The sequence below is a fragment of the Mycobacterium sp. PO1 genome, assembly GCF_017312405.1.
Taxonomy (GTDB): domain Bacteria; phylum Actinomycetota; class Actinomycetes; order Mycobacteriales; family Mycobacteriaceae; genus Mycobacterium.
In genome coordinates, this window is sequence record NZ_BLTG01000030.1 from 87,459 (window position 1) to 103,101 (window position 15,643).

The 15,643-nt window shown below is 69.6% G+C and carries 17 protein-coding genes; 11 read left to right on the top strand and 6 right to left on the bottom strand.

What is annotated here, in order from left to right; translation table 11 throughout:
* Positions 1-40: 40 nt before the first annotated feature.
* Positions 41-610, bottom strand: a complete 570-nt coding sequence (locus J3476_RS13210) for a hypothetical protein (protein WP_207066904.1) — start codon at positions 608-610, stop codon at positions 41-43.
* Between the two features lie 144 nt (positions 611-754).
* Between J3476_RS13210 and J3476_RS13215 the strand changes: the two genes are divergently transcribed.
* Positions 755-1,654 carry an AIM24 family protein gene (locus J3476_RS13215; RefSeq protein WP_207066905.1) on the top strand — a complete coding sequence of 300 codons (900 nt, stop codon included), beginning with the start codon at positions 755-757 and terminating at the stop codon, positions 1,652-1,654.
* On the opposite strand, the gene dtd is transcribed toward J3476_RS13215, so the two are convergent.
* Complete coding sequence (gene dtd, locus J3476_RS13220; RefSeq protein ID WP_207066906.1) at positions 1,655-2,086, bottom strand: D-aminoacyl-tRNA deacylase; 432 nt, start codon at positions 2,084-2,086, stop codon at positions 1,655-1,657.
* Between the two features lie 117 nt (positions 2,087-2,203).
* On the opposite strand from dtd, the gene J3476_RS13225 reads away from it, so the two are divergent.
* Both J3476_RS13225 and J3476_RS13230 read left to right on the top strand, forming a co-directional pair.
* Positions 2,204-2,410 carry a heavy-metal-associated domain-containing protein gene (locus J3476_RS13225; RefSeq protein ID WP_207066907.1) on the top strand — a complete coding sequence of 69 codons (207 nt, stop codon included), beginning with the start codon at positions 2,204-2,206 and terminating at the stop codon, positions 2,408-2,410.
* Positions 2,411-2,418: 8 nt separating this feature from the next.
* A complete protein-coding gene (locus J3476_RS13230; RefSeq protein ID WP_207066908.1) occupies positions 2,419-4,632 on the top strand; it encodes a cation-translocating P-type ATPase in 2,214 nt (737 codons plus the stop codon).
* Here the strand turns inward: J3476_RS13230 and J3476_RS13235 are convergent.
* A complete protein-coding gene (locus J3476_RS13235; protein ID WP_207066909.1) occupies positions 4,624-5,745 on the bottom strand; it encodes an adenylate/guanylate cyclase domain-containing protein in 1,122 nt (373 codons plus the stop codon). The genes J3476_RS13230 and J3476_RS13235 overlap by 9 nt on opposite strands.
* 35 nt (positions 5,746-5,780) lie before the next feature.
* Here J3476_RS13235 and J3476_RS13240 point away from each other — a divergent pair, with 35 nt between their 5' ends.
* The 3 genes from J3476_RS13240 to J3476_RS13250 are packed head-to-tail and all read left to right on the top strand — an operon-like array spanning position 5,781 to position 7,198.
* Complete coding sequence (locus J3476_RS13240; RefSeq protein WP_207066910.1) at positions 5,781-6,272, top strand: DNA-deoxyinosine glycosylase; 492 nt, start codon at positions 5,781-5,783, stop codon at positions 6,270-6,272.
* A gap of 17 nt (positions 6,273-6,289) precedes the next feature.
* Entirely contained in the window at positions 6,290-6,727 is a 438-nt protein-coding gene (locus J3476_RS13245; RefSeq protein WP_207066946.1) for an HIT family protein, read from the top strand.
* 3 nt (positions 6,728-6,730) lie between these two features.
* Entirely contained in the window at positions 6,731-7,198 is a 468-nt protein-coding gene (locus J3476_RS13250; RefSeq protein WP_207066911.1) for a nitroreductase family deazaflavin-dependent oxidoreductase, read from the top strand.
* Here J3476_RS13250 and J3476_RS13255 read toward each other — a convergent pair.
* Both J3476_RS13255 and J3476_RS13260 read right to left on the bottom strand, forming a co-directional pair.
* The gene (locus J3476_RS13255) at positions 7,195-8,244 is read right to left on the bottom strand and encodes an LLM class flavin-dependent oxidoreductase (RefSeq protein ID WP_207066912.1); all 1,050 of its coding nucleotides are present in this window, start codon (positions 8,242-8,244) and stop codon (positions 7,195-7,197) included. The two genes, J3476_RS13250 and J3476_RS13255, sit on opposite strands and share 4 nt — an antisense overlap.
* Before the next feature lie 69 nt (positions 8,245-8,313).
* Positions 8,314-9,195: a uracil-DNA glycosylase gene (locus J3476_RS13260; protein WP_207066913.1), complete on the bottom strand. Its 882-nt coding sequence runs from the start codon at positions 9,193-9,195 to the stop codon at positions 8,314-8,316.
* A gap of 148 nt (positions 9,196-9,343) precedes the next feature.
* On the opposite strand from J3476_RS13260, the gene J3476_RS13265 reads away from it, so the two are divergent.
* Together J3476_RS13265 and J3476_RS13270 are read left to right on the top strand one after the other, a co-directional pair.
* On the top strand, positions 9,344-10,024 hold the full coding sequence (locus J3476_RS13265; RefSeq protein WP_207066914.1) for a sensor domain-containing protein: 681 nt from the start codon (positions 9,344-9,346) through the stop codon (positions 10,022-10,024).
* A gap of 673 nt (positions 10,025-10,697) precedes the next feature.
* Positions 10,698-11,972, top strand: a complete 1,275-nt coding sequence (locus J3476_RS13270) for an MFS transporter (RefSeq protein WP_207066915.1) — start codon at positions 10,698-10,700, stop codon at positions 11,970-11,972.
* Here the strand turns inward: J3476_RS13270 and J3476_RS13275 are convergent.
* The gene (locus J3476_RS13275; RefSeq protein ID WP_207066916.1) at positions 11,947-12,291 is read right to left on the bottom strand and encodes a hypothetical protein; all 345 of its coding nucleotides are present in this window, start codon (positions 12,289-12,291) and stop codon (positions 11,947-11,949) included. The two genes, J3476_RS13270 and J3476_RS13275, sit on opposite strands and share 26 nt — an antisense overlap.
* 69 nt (positions 12,292-12,360) lie before the next feature.
* Between J3476_RS13275 and J3476_RS13280 the strand changes: the two genes are divergently transcribed.
* The 3 genes from J3476_RS13280 to J3476_RS13290 all read left to right on the top strand — a co-directional run bounded on the left by J3476_RS13280 (position 12,361) and on the right by J3476_RS13290 (position 15,624).
* Positions 12,361-13,722, top strand: coding sequence for an FAD-binding oxidoreductase (locus J3476_RS13280; protein ID WP_207066917.1), 1,362 nt, complete (start codon positions 12,361-12,363; stop codon positions 13,720-13,722).
* Between the two features lie 73 nt (positions 13,723-13,795).
* Entirely contained in the window at positions 13,796-15,037 is a 1,242-nt protein-coding gene (locus tag J3476_RS13285; protein ID WP_207066918.1) for a cytochrome P450, read from the top strand.
* Positions 15,037-15,624 carry a TetR/AcrR family transcriptional regulator gene (locus tag J3476_RS13290; RefSeq protein WP_207066919.1) on the top strand — a complete coding sequence of 196 codons (588 nt, stop codon included), beginning with the start codon at positions 15,037-15,039 and terminating at the stop codon, positions 15,622-15,624. The genes J3476_RS13285 and J3476_RS13290 overlap by 1 nt, the downstream gene beginning before the upstream one ends.
* The last annotated feature ends 19 nt before the right edge of the window (positions 15,625-15,643 follow it).

Consider the following 15,643-nt stretch of genomic DNA (forward strand, 5'->3'; position numbering starts at 1 on the left):
CGCGGGGAGCGTGACAGGCCTCTGCGCCCGCGCCCGCGACTCACACCGAGGGCCCCTGGGCACGCAGGTCGTCCACCTCGCGCATCGCGGCGCGCAGCTTGCCCAGCCATTCGTCGGCGTGCTCGCCGACCAGGCGCACCGACCATGCCAATGCGTCCGATCGTGAGCGCGCCACGCCGGCGTCGACGAGGGTGTCGAGCACCTGGCGTTCGGGCTGGCGTAACCGGGTCATCACCGGCACGGCCATGTGGGTGAACAGGATTCGTTCGGGCTCTCCGCTACCCACATCGACGCCCCAGGCGACCTTGCGCCGGTATCGGGCCTCAGCCTCATCGGCGATCTGCATGCGCTCGGCGCGGGTCTGCTCCCGGAACCGGGCGGCCCGCCCGGAGGCGTGGGCTTCCGTCTCGCCGGCGTCGCCGTCGACCTCGGGAAGGCGCCCGATGACGGTGATCTCCTCCCGGTCGACGGTCACCTCCGGGTCGCCGGTGAACCAGTGTTCGGGCATACGACCGGCGAACCAGTCAGCGGCGTCGCTTGCGTCCGGCTGGTCGGCCTGCTGCCAGCCGCCGGCGCGGCCTGCTCTGCGGTGGGGGGAATGATGTTTCATGATTACATACTTACATCGTTGCAGCGCAGGTGCGGAGCGGTTCGCCACCAGCGAAACAGCGGTCAGCGCCGCCCTCAAGGGGTGCCTGCAGCCGTCCCCCACCGCATAGGGTGGCAATCGGCCAGACACGTCAAGGAGGCGGCGGTGACAGGACCCGGACAAGGCAGTTGGCAGCCCGACCCGGAGGGTCGATTCGATTACCGGTGGTTCGACGGTCAGCGGTGGACCGACCAGGTCTCCCACCAGGGTCAGGTGCACCAGGCTCCGCTCGGCCCGCCGCCGGCCCAGCAACAGGGGTCTGCGCGCCACGCCCAGCCGGAGCACGGCCAGCAGCCCAGCGACCAGGCTCAGGCCGTGCCCGGCGGCGACGGCTTCGCCGGTATCTCCGGCGACCTCGTCGACGGGCGGTTCAGCGAGAAAGAGGCCAAGCCGATCGCGAACCAGAACGCCAAGCTGCTGCGCGTTCGCCTCGGTGAGCCGTTCATGGCCAGGCAGGGCTCGATGGTGGCCTACCAGGGCAACGTCGACTTCGCCTTCGAGGGCGGAGGGGCCTCGAAGTTCCTGAAGAAGGCACTGACCGGCGAGGGTCTACCCCTGATGCGGTGCTCGGGGCAGGGCGATGTGTTCTTGGCCGAGTTCGGCTACGACGTGCACATGCTGAACCTGACCAACTCCGGCCTGTCGATCAGCGGCAAGAACGTGCTGGCCTTCTCGGCCAACCTGGACTGGAACATCGAGCGGGTCAAAGGTGGCAGCATCGCCACCGGCGGATTGTTCAACACCACGTTGCGCGGCACCGGGTGGGTGGCCATCACCACCGACGGCCCGCCGGTGGTGCTCAACACCGCCGAGGCGCCCACCTACGCCGACACCAACGCGGTGGTCGCGTGGTCGGCGAACCTGCAGACGCAACTGAAGACCAGCTTCAAAGCGGGTGCGCTCATCGGCCGCGGCTCCGGAGAGGCGCTGCAGGTCGCCTTCCACGGCAACGGGTTCGTCATCGTGCAGCCCTCCGAAGGCTTCCCGGTCACCGCGGCCCAGTAGTCACAGTTCCAGCAGGACGGTCACGGGGCCGTCATTGACGAGCTCGACCTGCATGTCCGCGCCGAACACGCCCGTCTGCACCTGTGCGCCCAGCGCGCTCAGCGCGTCGGCGAAGGTCTGCACCAACGGCTCGGCGACCGCGCCCGGCGCGGCCGCGTTCCACGTGGGCCGGCGCCCCTTGGCGGTGTTGGCGTAGAGCGTGAACTGGCTGACCACCAGGATCGGCGCCGCGGTGTCACTCGCCGACTTCTCGTCGGCGAGAATCCTGAGTTGCCAGAGCTTTTCCGCGAGTCGGCGGGCCTTGTCGGCGTCGTCGGTATGGGTCACGCCTACCAGCGCCAGCAGACCCTGCCCGTCGGGGTGGATCTCCCCGACCACGTCACCGGAGACGGAAACACGCGCCGACGTGACGCGCTGTACGAGGATCCGCATGCCGTGATGCTGTCACGCCCGGAGCGGGGCGCCGACGGGGACGTTTCCTAAGTACCCTAGGGGGGTATGGTACACAGGACGTCAGCGACGCTGCAGTCTACGACCGAGAGGACCGCCATGAGCACCACGACCATCACCGTGACCGGCATGAGCTGCGATGCCTGCGCATCGGCCGTGCGGGCCGAACTCACCAGCATCCCCGGCGTCGTCGACGTCGACATCGACCTGTCCGACGGGAAGGTCACCATCGGCAGTGACTCCCCCGTCGACGACGCCACCCTCCGCGACGCCGTCGAAGAAGCCGGCTACGAGCTGGCGAACTGAGCGACGCCATGAGCACCGTTGAACTGTCGATCGGCGGCATGACCTGTGCGTCGTGCGCTTCCCGCATCGAGAAGAAGCTCAACAGGCTCGACGGTGTCAGCGCCTCGGTCAACTTCGCCACCGAGAAGGCCCGGGTCGAACTCGGCGACCACGTCACCGCGCGGGACCTCGTCGCCACCGTCGAGGCCGCCGGCTACCGGGCCACCCTCCCCGAGGCCGAGGCCGACGACCAGCCGCAGGCCGAGGATGCGTCGGCGGCGCTGCGCCGGCGCCTGTTGATCTGCCTTGCGCTGTCGGTACCCGTGATCGCCATGGCGATGGTGCCGGCGCTGCAGTTCCCGAACTGGCAATGGTTGTCGCTGACGCTGGCCGCCCCGGTGGTCGTGTGGGGTGCCTGGCCGTTCCACGTCGCGGCGTGGACGAATCTGAGGCACCGGGCAGCGACGATGGACACGCTGATCTCCCTGGGCACCCTGGCCGCCTTCGGGTGGTCGCTCTACGCACTGTTCTGGGGCACGGCGGGGCACACCGGGATGACCCATGCCTTCGAGTTCACCGTCGAACACACCGACGGCAGCGCCAACATCTACCTGGAGGTCGCCGCCGGGGTGACGACGTTCATCCTCGCGGGCCGCTACTTCGAGGCACGGGCCAAACGCCGCGCCGGGGACGCGTTACGCGCCCTGCTGCAGATGGGCGCCAAAACCGTCTCGGTGCGCAGGCCCGACGGCGAACAGCGCATACCCATCGAATTGCTCAGCACCGGTGACGAATTCGTGGTCCGGCCCGGCGAGAAGGTGGCCGCCGACGGCGTCGTCGTCGAAGGCTCTTCGACGGTGGACACGTCGATGCTGACCGGGGAATCGGTCCCGGTGGAGGTGTCGGTCGGCGACCAGGTGGTGGGCGCGACAGTCAACGTGGACGGCGTCCTGGTGGTCCGAGCCGAGCGGGTGGGCTCCGAAACGCAACTGGCGCAGATGGCCCGGCTGGTCGAGCAGGCGCAGAACGGCAAGGCCCCGGCCCAACGGCTCGCCGACCGGATCTCGGGTGTCTTCGTGCCGGTCGTCATCGCTCTCGCGGTGGCCACTCTGGGGTTCTGGATCGTCTCGGGCGCCGCCGTGTCGACGGCGTTCACCGCGGCCGTCGCGGTGCTGATCATCGCGTGCCCCTGCGCGCTCGGGCTCGCCACCCCGACCGCGTTGATGGTCGGAACCGGGCGCGGCGGGCAGTTGGGCATCGTCATCAAGGGGCCCGAGATCCTGGAGTCGACGCGGCGGGTGGACACCGTGGTCGTCGACAAGACCGGGACCGTCACCACCGGCACCATGACGCTGGCCGGCGTCACCGCCGCCGACGGCGAAAGCCGCGACGAGGTGCTGCGGGTCGCCGGGGCGCTGGAGAGTTCGTCGGAACATCCCATCGCCCGGGCCATCACCGCCGGCGCCCGCACCGAGCTCGGAGAACTGCCCACAGCACAAGGCTTTTCGAACCTGCGCGGAATGGGTGTCGAAGGCGTCCTCGACGGCCGCGCCGTCCTGGTGGGTCGTCTACGACTACTCACCGAGCGCGCCTACGACATCCCCGAACAGCTGGCCGACGCGGCGCAGCGCGCCGAGCGGGACGGGCGAACAGTCGTCGCCGTCGGCTGGGACGGCCAGGCTCGCGGTCTTGTGATGGTGGCCGATGCCGTCAAAGAGACCTCTGCGGAGGCGGTGTCGCTGCTGAAAAGACTTGGCCTGACACCGATCATGGTGACCGGTGACAACGAGGCGGTCGCGCGGAGGGTGGCCCGACAGGTCGGCATCGATGAGGTGGTGGCCGGCGTGCTGCCGCAGGACAAGGTCGACACGGTCGTCCGGCTGCAGCACGAGGGCAGGGTGGTCGCCATGGTCGGAGACGGGGTCAACGACGCGGCGGCGCTGGCGCAGGCCGACCTCGGCCTGGCGATGGGCGGCGGGACCGACGTCGCCATCGAGGCCAGCGACCTGACGTTGGTCAGCGACGACCTGCGCGCGGTGCCCGACGCCATCCGGCTGTCCCGAAGGACGTTGAGCACCATCAAGGGCAACCTGTTCTGGGCGTTCGCCTACAACGTCGCCGCGCTGCCGTTGGCGGCGGCGGGACTGCTGAATCCGATGATCGCCGGCGCGGCCATGGCGTTCAGCTCGGTGTTCGTGGTCAGCAACAGCCTGCGCCTGCGGACGTTCAGCCCGTCACGCTGAGCCGGCCCGGCGCGCCCGGAACAGCTTCACATCCGACTTGATGCCCTTGAGATGCCTGGCCCCGGCGAACGACCAGGTGAAGCGGTCGTCGTCGCCGATCGCCTCGCGGGCCGGTTCGGCCACCAGCACCGAGCCCGGTCGGGCGGCACCGGTCACCCGGGCCGCGAGGTTGACGGGGCTGCCGAACCAGTCCCCTTCCCGGCTCACCGCCATGCCGCTGGCCACCCCGGCCCGCAGGCTGGGAAAGTCGTCGTCGCCGTTGGTCACCTCGACCAGCTGCAGCACGGCGTCGAGCAGCGCAGCGGGCTCCGGGCTGACCATCATCACCTCATCGCCGATGGTCTTGACGAATCGGACCGGCGCGGTCGCCACCTCCCGCGTCAGGTCGGCCAGGCGTTGCGCAAGGCGCTCCAGATCCTCCGGCGGCACCTTCTCGCCCAGCCGGGTGAACCCGACCAGATCCGCGAACCCGATCGTCACCTGCCGGGCACCTGGCAGGTGCTGACCCTCGGCGCGTTCGACGGCGTTGACGGCCTCCGTCTCGATGGCATGCCGCAGCTGCAGCTGCAGCATGTCCTGGATCATCGGTCCGAGCAGCGGCGCCAGGTTGGTCACCAATGCCGCCGACGCCTGGGCGATCTCCAATTCCGTGGCCCCGGGCCGGATCACCGCGGCCAGCGTGGCGTACCGCATCGCCTCGGCCGCCCTGGCCAGACCGTCACCGAGCAGCCGGGTGATCTGGACCAGTTCGTCGGGGTCGATCCCGGCGTCGAGGAAGTCGCGGGTGAACTTCGCCGCCTCCGCGTCGGCGCGCAGGAACACCGCGGCATCGGGGTCGTCGACCCGCGGCAGACCCATGGCGCGCTGGATCCGGACGAACAACTCGACGTCCACGTTGAATTTCTCGGCGGCCTGGCGGGCCGAGACGTATTCGCCGTCGTCACCGATGATCCGCCGGGAAGCGAGCAGCATCGGCGCCGAATTGCCCCGGATCTGGTCGAGGGCCACCCCCTGGTCGAGGAGCCAACTGATCAGCTCGGCGCGCTCGGCGCGCGCCTGCCCGTCCAGCCCGTCGAGCAGCCCGGACGCCTCGAGATCCCCATGGTCGGTCACGTGCCCAACCTACGTGGGTGCGCTACACAGGAGCGATGGCCTCACCGATCCTGAACAGCTTCGCCCCGCTGGTCGCCCCCGGGGCGCGGGTCCTGATCCTGGGCAACATGCCCGGTGTGCGGTCTCTGCAGGACCAGCAGTACTACACGCACCCCCGCAACGCGTTCTGGGCGATCACCGCCGAGCTGTACGGCTTCGACGCGGCCGCACCGTATCCCGAGCGGGTCGACGCACTCACCGGCGCCGGGGTCGCGGTGTGGGACGTGCTGCGATCCTGCCGCCGGGTCGGCAGCCTGGACGCCTCCGTGGAACCGGACAGCATGACGGCCAACGACTTCGGCCGGTTCTTCGCCGACCACCCCACCATCACCCGGATCTGCTTCAACGGCGCCGCCGCGGAGAAGAACTACCGGCGCCTCGTCGCACTCCCTCACCCACCCGGCCAGCGACTCCCGTCGACCAGCCCGGCGCACACCGCGGCGTTTTCGGCCAAGCTCGCCGCCTGGCGAGCGGCGCTCACCGGATGACCGGCTACGGTGGCGGAATGTCCTGCGTGTTCTGCGCCATCGTCGCCGGCGACGCCCCAGCCGTCCGGATCTGGGAGGACGACGAGCACCTCGCCATCCTCGACATCAGGCCGTTCACGCAGGGACACACGCTGGTGATCCCCAAGCGCCACACCGTCGACCTGACCGACACCCCACCGCACACCGTGGCGACCATGACCACCATCGGGCAACGCATCGCCAAGGCCGCGCGCGCATCCGGGCTGCACGCCGACGGCAACAACATCGCCATCAACGACGGTAAAGCCGCTTTTCAGAGTGTGTTCCACATTCATCTGCACGTGGTTCCGCGCCGCGACGGTGACAAACTGAAGTTCGCCAAAGGCATGCTGGTGCGCCGTGACCCCGACCGGGGACAGACCGGCCGACTGCTGCGCGAGGCCCTGGCGCGGATCGACGCCGACGAGAAGGAGTGACCCTTGAACATCACGCGCTGGCTCGAACAGAACATCGGCGTCCGGATGCTGATGCTGCATGACACGCTCTACAAGAAGAGTAACGGCCGCATCGGGCACCGCATCCCGCTGCCCGGCGTGCCGCCCAGCCTGCTGCTGCACACCGTCGGCGCCAAGACCGGCAAGCAGCGCACCAACACGCTGTCGTACTTCCCCGATCGAGGCGACTACCTCGTCGTCGCCTCCAAGGGCGGCGACCCCAAGGCCCCGGGCTGGTATCACAACCTCAAGGCCCACCCGGACATCGAGGTCAACATCGGTCCGCAGCGGGTCCCCGTCACCGCCAAGCCGGTACTGCCCGACGATCCCGACTACGCGCGCATGTGGGACAAGGTCAACGAACAGAACTCCAACCGCTACAACGGTTATCAGAAGCGCACGACGCGGCCGATCCCCATTGTGCGGTTGACACCCCGATCGAGCGGGTCCTAGAAGAGCTCCTTGGCCAGCAGCTCCAGCGTCGTCTCCCGCGCCGGGGCGGTGTCCGGGTCGGTGCCACGGAACGCGGCCGCCACCGGGTTGACCATCACCTCGTCCACCCCGAACCGCTCGGCCAGCGCCCGCAGTTGATCGGCGGCCTCGGCCGGCGCGCCGACGACGGCCTGGCGCCGACCCGCGTCGACCACCGCCAATTCGCGCGGACTGAGCTGCCGGGCCTCGGCGTCCTCGACCAGGTCCAGCGGGCCCAGCGGCTGCCCGGTGCGCAGCCGCGCCATCATCTGCAGGTTCGGCAGCAGCAACCGCTCCGCCTCCGCGGCGGTGTCGGCGACGGCGGCATTGACCGTCAGGAACGTCAGCGGTTCGGCCGCCAGGTCACTGGGGCGGAATTCGTCTCGGTAGGTCTGCAAGGCCTCCTCGGTGCCCTGGCCGGAGAAGTGGTGGGCGAACACGTAGGGCAGGCCCTTGGCCGCGGCGAGATGCGCCGAGTACATGGACGAGCCGAGCAGCCACAGCTTGGGTTCGGTGACCGCCGCGGGGGTGGCCTTGAGGATGTAGTTCTCCCGCATCAGGTCCCGGGGCAGAGGCACCCGCACCCCGGCGCTGCTCATCAGCGCCACCACGTCGTCGAGGTACGACGGGAACGCCTCGATGTCACGGTCGTCGCGGCCCGCAGCACCGCGCAACGCCATCGACGTCACCGGATCCGAGCCCGGCGCGCGCCCGATGCCCAGATCGATGCGCCCGGGATGGGCGGCTTCGAGCAGCGCGAACTGCTCGGCCACCGCCAGCGGCGCGTGATTGGGCAGCATCACCCCGCCTGAACCGAGCCGCATCGTCGAGGTGTGGGCGGCCAGGTGGGCGATCAGCACCGGCGGGCTCGTCGCGGCCACCGCGGGCATGTTGTGGTGTTCGGCCAGCCAGTACCGCGTGTAACCGAGCTGGTCGGCGGTCTGGGCCAGCAGCGTCGTCGCAGCCACCGCATCCGAGGTGCTCTGGTCGGTGCGGACGGGGACGAGATCGAGAACGGAGAGACGCATTACTCGGTCAACGCCACGCGGCCGCACCCGTGTTCCCGGTGAATCGGGCGCGCAATGCGACACTGAGCGTCACTTTGCGCGCCCGATCCGCAGAGCAGTGGCGAAGATGTCGTCCATCATCGCCGGAGTCAACCGCCCGGTGAAGGTGTTCTGCTGGCTGGGATGGAAACAACCCAGCAAGGACAGCTCGCGAACCTCGCGTCCGGAGCGTCCGGGCACCGTCACCGTCGTCAGCGCGCCGTGCCCGAACCGCGGCACCGGTGTGGGCACCACACCGCCGACCCGACGGATCAGCGCCAGCGCCGACTGCCAGGCGAAGCCGCCGAGCGCGACGATCACCTGCGCCGACGCGCCGGTCAGCCGCCACTCGGCATCCAGCCAGGGCGCACACGTCGCCCGCTCGGCGGGCTCGGGCGCGTTGGCCGGAGGGGCGCATCGCACCGCAGCCACCACCCGAACGTCATTGAGTGTCAAGCCATCTGCGCTGTCGGCAGCGGTCGGCTGATTGGCCAGACCACTGCGATACAGCGAAGCGAACAGGAAGTCACCGGAGCGGTCCCCGGTGAAGACCCGGCCGGTGCGGTTGGCGCCGTGTGCCGCGGGCGCCAGGCCGAGCACCCACACCGACGGACGCGCCGGACCGAGTCCGGTCGCCGGACGGCCCCAGTACGGTTCGTCGGCGTAGGCCTTGCGCTTACCGACGGCAACGTCCTCACGCCAGGTCACCAGCCGTGGGCACGCCCGACAGACCGATACCCGCGCATCGAGCTGGGCGACGGTTCTGGTGGATGCGGCCAGCTCAGCCACCTCGGCGGGCTCGGCAGCGACGGCCGTACGCGCGGTCGCCGGGTCCCCCGGCCAGCCCGAGCCGGGCCGTACCGGGGAGGTGAACAGCCGGCCGGTGCGGGGATGGGGCAACGCGGCTCCGGCGGTATCCGAGGAGCGACCCATCATTTGTTACCAAGAAGCACCGTTCATCGTTACCACGAAACGCCGTGGTCCTCGGCGTCGGGGCGAGACCGTTGGCGCACCATTGATCTCCAGGCTTTTCGTTGTTCCGGCGGGGGCGCCGGGCGATCAGGCTGATTGGGGAACACACATGCGACTGTCGACCGCCGCGATCGCGGGCCTCTGCCTTCTCGTCGCCGGCTGTGGCAACACGATCAGTAGCGCCGACACGGTGACACCGACGCGAACGACGATCCCACGTCCCCTCGTCGAGCGGGAGCTGGGCGGACTGCTGCTGCCACCGGAGCAGGTAGCCGCCGTGATGGGTACACCTGCGATGACAGTGACCGAGTCGAATGACGCGATGACCGACCACAGCGCGATCATGTCGCCGCCGGAATGTCTGGCGATCGACGGCGCCGCCGAAGCGCAGGTTTACGCAGACAGCGGATTTCGCGCCGAACGAGACGAGAGCCTCAACGACGGAGACGACTTCGCCCACTACGCGAAGCAGGCAGTCGTGCTGTTCCCGTATCTGGAGAAGGCCGCCGAGTTCTTCGACGTCTCCGCCGAGCGGTGGCCCGCCTGCCAGAACTACACCCACACCCAGAGTGGATCGCAGTGGACCGTCACCCACATGGCCAACGCCGACGGCGCGCTGACAGCGAACGCCGTCTACACCGAGGCCGCGGCTCCGGGATGGGCCTGCGGGCGGGCGTTGATGCAGCGCAACAACATCATCATCGACGTCAACACCTGCAGCGCCAATCCCGGTGATACGGCCCGCAGACTGGCCGATCAGATCGCCGCCAACGTCGACGCGGCCTGGTAGCGCTCTCGGCGGCGGCCGCGGCCGAGGCGGGCCATGGCGGTCGCCGCGCTGGCCGTAGCAGTCACCGCGGCTGCCGGCGAGGCGAGCCACGGCCGAGGCGGGCGGCGGCCGAGGCGGGCGGCGGCCGAGGCGGCTGCCGGCGAGGCGAGCCGCGCCGCGCCGAGCGTGAATCCTCTGCGAAATCCACGCCGCTTTTTCGCACGGAGCTCACACTCGGCGAGCCCCGGGTACCGGCGAGCCCCCACAGCTGGCGGCCGCCGAGGTGGGCCACGCCGAGCGTGCCGCGGCGAGGCGAGCCGCGCCGAGCGTGAATCCTCTGCGAAATCCACGCCGCTTTTTCGCACGGAGCTCACACTCGGCGAGCCCCCGGGTACCGGCGAGCCCCGGGTACCGGCGAGCCCCCACAGCTGGCGGCCGGCCGTAGGTTCAAGCTGGCGGCCGTAGGTCCGGGCCGCCGGCCGTAGGTACAAGCTGGCGACCCTTGGTCCGGGCCGACGGCCGGGGGTCCGGGCTGGCAGCCCCAAGCCGGCAGCCCCCAAGCCGGGTTGGCAGCGCCACCGGAAAGTAGGCGGGGCGGGGCGCGACCCCGACGACGCCGCCAAGCACCGGCTGAGCCGCATGAAAACCGGTGGTGGCGGCGCCCGCTGCGCTGCTAGATTCCCGTCGATACGCCATGACCCCACGCGATGCGCCGTTGAGTAGGCGCGGTCCTCTGCTGCTGATCCTGTTCGCCGCGCTGATGGCGGGCACGGGCAACGGCATCTCGATCGTGGTGTTCCCGTGGTTGGTGCTGCAGCGCACCGGCTCGGCCCTGGACGCGTCGATCGTGGCGATGGCCGGGACGTTGCCGCTGCTGGCCGCGACGCTGATCGCCGGCGCGGCGGTCGACTATCTGGGCCGGCGGCGGGTGTCGATGATCTCGGACGCGCTGTCCGCGCTGTCGGTGGTCGCCGTGCCGGTGCTCGCGTTGCTGTTCGGTGCCGACGTCGTCAACGTGGCGGTGCTGGCCGTGCTGGCCGCCCTGGGCGCGTTGTTCGATCCGGCGGGCATGACCGCGCGCGAAACGATGCTGCCCGAAGCCGCCGCGCGGGCCGGCTGGTCCCTGGACCGGGCCAACAGCTACTTCGAGGCGGTGTTCAACCTGGCCTACATCGTCGGGCCGGGGATCGGCGGCCTGCTGATCGCGACGCTGGGCGGCATCAACACGATGTGGGTGACAGCGGGGACGTTCGTGCTGTCCATCGCGGCGATCTCGGTGCTGCGCCTGGAGGGTGCGGGCATTCCGGATCGCTCGGCGCTGACGGGCAGTGTGTGGGCCGGCATCCTCGAAGGGTTGCGCTTCGTGTGGCACAACCGGGTGCTGCGCACGCTGGCGGTCGTGGATCTGGTGGCCACCGGGCTCTACATGCCGATGGAAAGCGTGCTGTTCCCCAAGTACTTCACCGACCGTGACGAGCCCGCCCAGCTCGGCTGGGTGTTGATGGCGCTGAGCATCGGCGGTCTGGTGGGCGCGCTCGGGTACGCGGTGATGGCGAAGCTCATGAAGCGCCGCACCGTCATGTTGATCGCGGTGATCACCCTGGGCGCGGCGATGACGGTCATCGCGTTCCTGCCGCCGTTGCCGGTGATCCTGGTGCTGTGTGCGCTGGTCGGATTCGTCTACGGTCCGATCGCGCCGATCTACAACTACGTCATGCAAACTCGTGCACCCGCGCACCTGCGGGGACGCGTTGTCGGCGTGATGGGGTCACTGGCCTACGCCGCGGGCCCGCTGGGACTGATCCTGGCCGGGCCATTGGCCGATGGGGCCGGGCTGCACGTGACGTTTCTGGCGCTGTCGCTGCCGATGCTGGCGTTGGGGGTGGTCGCGGTGTTCCTGCCTGCGCTGCGCGACCTCGACACCCAACCGGCCGCGCCGGACGCTACAGCGGGCTCAGGTATTCCCTGAGGAATCCGCCGACCGCCCGCAGCCAGCGCCGGCCGGTCGGCTCGCCGAACCGCTCGACCAGATCGAGGTCGGCGATCACGTAACCGTCGGTCGCGCGGTACCACAGACCGACCAGGCACAGCTCGAGGGCGGCCATGGTGGTGACGGGCCCGGGCGCGATCGCATCCAGGCGCTGGTCGGCGACGAACGCCGGATACGCCGTGCCGGCGCTGTCGGCCACGGCCCGCACATGGATCTCGAGCGCGGTGCCCGACAGATGCGCCGCGTGGCGCTTCCGTTTCAATGACTTCACCTGGGCGAAGACGACGCTGTCCCGCATGCACCAAACCCTAGCCGTAACACCCCTGTAACACCGAATCGTCGCGCTCGGCTCTCTAGACTGGCGGCTGTGTCCGTGTTGCAGGAATTGATCGCCGCGCTACCCGACGGCACGGTCGTCACCGATCCGGACATTCTCGAGTCCTACCGGCACGACCGCGCCGCTGATCCGTCGGCGGGAACACCGATGGCGGTGGTCCGTCCGCGGCGGACCGACGAGGTGCAGGCCGTGCTGCGCTGGGCCAGCGCCCATCGCGTCGCGGTGGTCCCCCGCGGCATGGGCACCGGCCTGTCCGGCGGTGCGACCGCGCTCGACGGCGGCATCGTGCTGTCCACCGAGAAGATGCGGGACATCTCCGTCGACCCGGTCACGCGCACCGCGGTGGTGCAACCCGGCTTGCTCAATGCCGAGGTGAAGAAGACGGTGGCCGAGTACGGCCTGTGGTACCCGCCGGACCCGTCGTCGTTCGAAATCTGCAGCATCGGCGGCAACATCGCCACCAACGCCGGCGGGCTGTGCTGCGTCAAGTACGGGGTCACCACCGATTACGTGCTCGGGCTTCAGGTGGTGCTGGCCGACGGCACCGCGGTGCGTCTGGGCGGGCCACGGTTGAAGGACGTGGCCGGGCTGTCGCTGACCAAGCTGTTCGTCGGCAGCGAAGGCACTCTGGGGGTGGTCACCGAGGTCACGCTCAAACTGCTGCCCGCCCAACAGTCGGCCTGCACGGTGGTGGCCACGTTCGACTCGGTGGAGGCTGCGGCCAACGCGGTCGTCGCGATCACCGGCCGGATCCGGCCCTCGATGCTGGAGTTCATGGATTCGGTCGCCATCAACGCCGTCGAGGACAAGCTCCGCATGGGCCTGGATCGCCACGCGGCCGCGATGATGGTCGCCGCCAGCGACGACCGCGGGCCCGCCGGCGCCGAGGACGCCGCATTCATGGCGGCGACGTTCACCGAACACGGTGCGACCGAGACGTTTTCGACCTCCGATCCGGATGAGGGCGAGGCCTTCGTGGCCGCGCGCCGGTTCGCGATCCCCGCCGTGGAGGCCAAGGGGTCGTTGCTGCTCGAAGATGTCGGGGTGCCGCTTCCGGCGCTGGCTGAACTGGTCAGCGGGGTGGCCAAGATCGCCGCCAACCACGACCTGGTGATCTCGGTGATCGCGCACGCCGGGGACGGCAACACGCACCCGCTGATCGTCTACGACCCCGCCGACGCCTCCATGGAGCAGCGCGCGCAGCTCGCATTCGGCGAGATCATGGATGTCGCGGTCGGACTGGGCGGCACCATCACCGGCGAACACGGGGTCGGGCGGCTCAAGCGCCCCTGGCTGGCGGGTCAGCTGGGCCCGGAGGCGATGGAGCTGAATCGGCGGATCAAGCAGGCACTCGACCCCGAGGGCATCCTGAACCCGGGCGCCGCAATCTGAGTCCCCCGCCCGGTTGGCGGCGATCTGGTCACCGCTATTGACACACATGCGCTACATGTCGTACCCATAAGACATGACAGCGATGTTGTCTCAAGACTCCCCGGCACGGTTCCAGCTCGCCGATGCCAGCACCTGGCCGAACCCGTGGCCGATGTACCGCGCGCTGCGCGACCACGACCCCGTCCATCACGTGGTCCCCGATACCCACCCCGAAAACGACTACTACGTGCTGTCCCGGCATGCCGACATCTGGGCCGCCGCACGTGACCACGAGACGTTCTCGTCGGCGAAAGGCCTGACGGTCAACTACGGCGAGCTGGACCTGATCGGGTTGGCGGACAACCCGCCGATGGTCATGCAGGATCCTCCGGTACACACCGAGTTCCGCAAGCTGGTCTCCCGCGGCTTCACCCCGCGCCAGGTGGAAGCCGTCGAGCCGAAGGTCCGCGAGTTCGTCGTCGAGCGCATCGAGCGCATTCGCGCCCACGGCGGCGGGGACATCGTCGCGGAACTGTTCAAGCCGCTGCCGTCGATGGTGGTGGCGCATTACCTGGGCGTGCCGGAGGCGGACCGCGGAAAGTTCGACGGCTGGACCGACGCGATCGTGGCGGCCAGCACCGCCGAGGGCGGCGTCGGCGGCGCGCTCGGCACCGTCGGCGATGCACTCGGCGAGATGATGGGCTATTTCACCGCGCTGATCGAGCGTCGGCGCACCGAGCCCGAGGATGACACGGTCTCACATCTGGTCGCCGCCGGCGTCGGCGCCGACGGCGACATCTCCGGGGTGCTGTCGATCCTGGCGTTCACGTTCACGATGGTGACCGGCGGCAACGACACGACGACCGGCATGCTCGGTGGGTCGGTCCAGCTGCTGCACCAGCGCCCCGACCAGCGACGCCTGCTGGTCGAGGACCCCGGCCTGATCACCGACGCGGTCGACGAGTTCCTACGGCTGACCTCGCCGGTACAGATGCTGGGCCGCACCGTCACCCGCGACGTCACCATCGGTGACGTCACCATCCCCGAGGGCCGTCGAGCGATGTTCCTCTACGGTTCGGCCAACCGCGACGAACGCCAATACGGCTCGGACGCCGGCGAACTCGATGTCACCCGGCGGCCCCGCAACATCCTGACATTCAGCCACGGCGCGCACCACTGCCTCGGCGCCGCGGCCGCCCGCATGCAGTCCCGCGTCGCGTTGACCGAACTGCTGGCGCGGATTCCCGAGTTCACCGTCGACGAGGACGAGATCGTCTGGTCCGACGGCAGTTACGTGCGTCGCCCGCTGTCGGTCCCGTTCACGGTGACCGGCTGATGGCCGGCGACTGGCTCGCGGCGCGCCGCACCGAGGTGGCCGCCGACCGCATCCTGGACGCCGCGGGTGAACTGTTCGCCGAGAAGGAGGCGGCGTCGGTCGGCATGCACGAGATCGCCTCAGCGGCAGGGTGTTCGCGGGCGACGCTGTATCGCTATTTCGAGAACCGCGAGGCGCTCTACACCGCCTATGTGCATCGGGAGAGCTACCGCCTGTACCAGGAGATGACCGAGCAGATCACCGCGCTCACCGATCCGCGGGAGCGCCTCATCGAGGGCATCCTGGCGTCGTTGCGCAACGTGCGCGAAAGCCCGGCGTTGACGTCCTGGTTCGCCACCACCCAACGCCCGATCGGCGCGGAGATGGCCGAGAACTCCGAAGTGATCAAAGCGCTGACCGAGGCGTTCGTGATCTCACTGGGTTCCGACGGGGACAATCCGGCCGCGGTCGGCCACCGCGCCCGCTGGCTGGTGCGGGTGATGACGTCGTTGATGCTGTTTCCCGGACACGACGACGCCGACGAGCGGGCCATGCTCGAGGAGTTCGTCGTGCCGATCATGTTGCCGAGCCGACAGGCGCTTCCGTGAGCCCGGCAGCCCCGGCGCC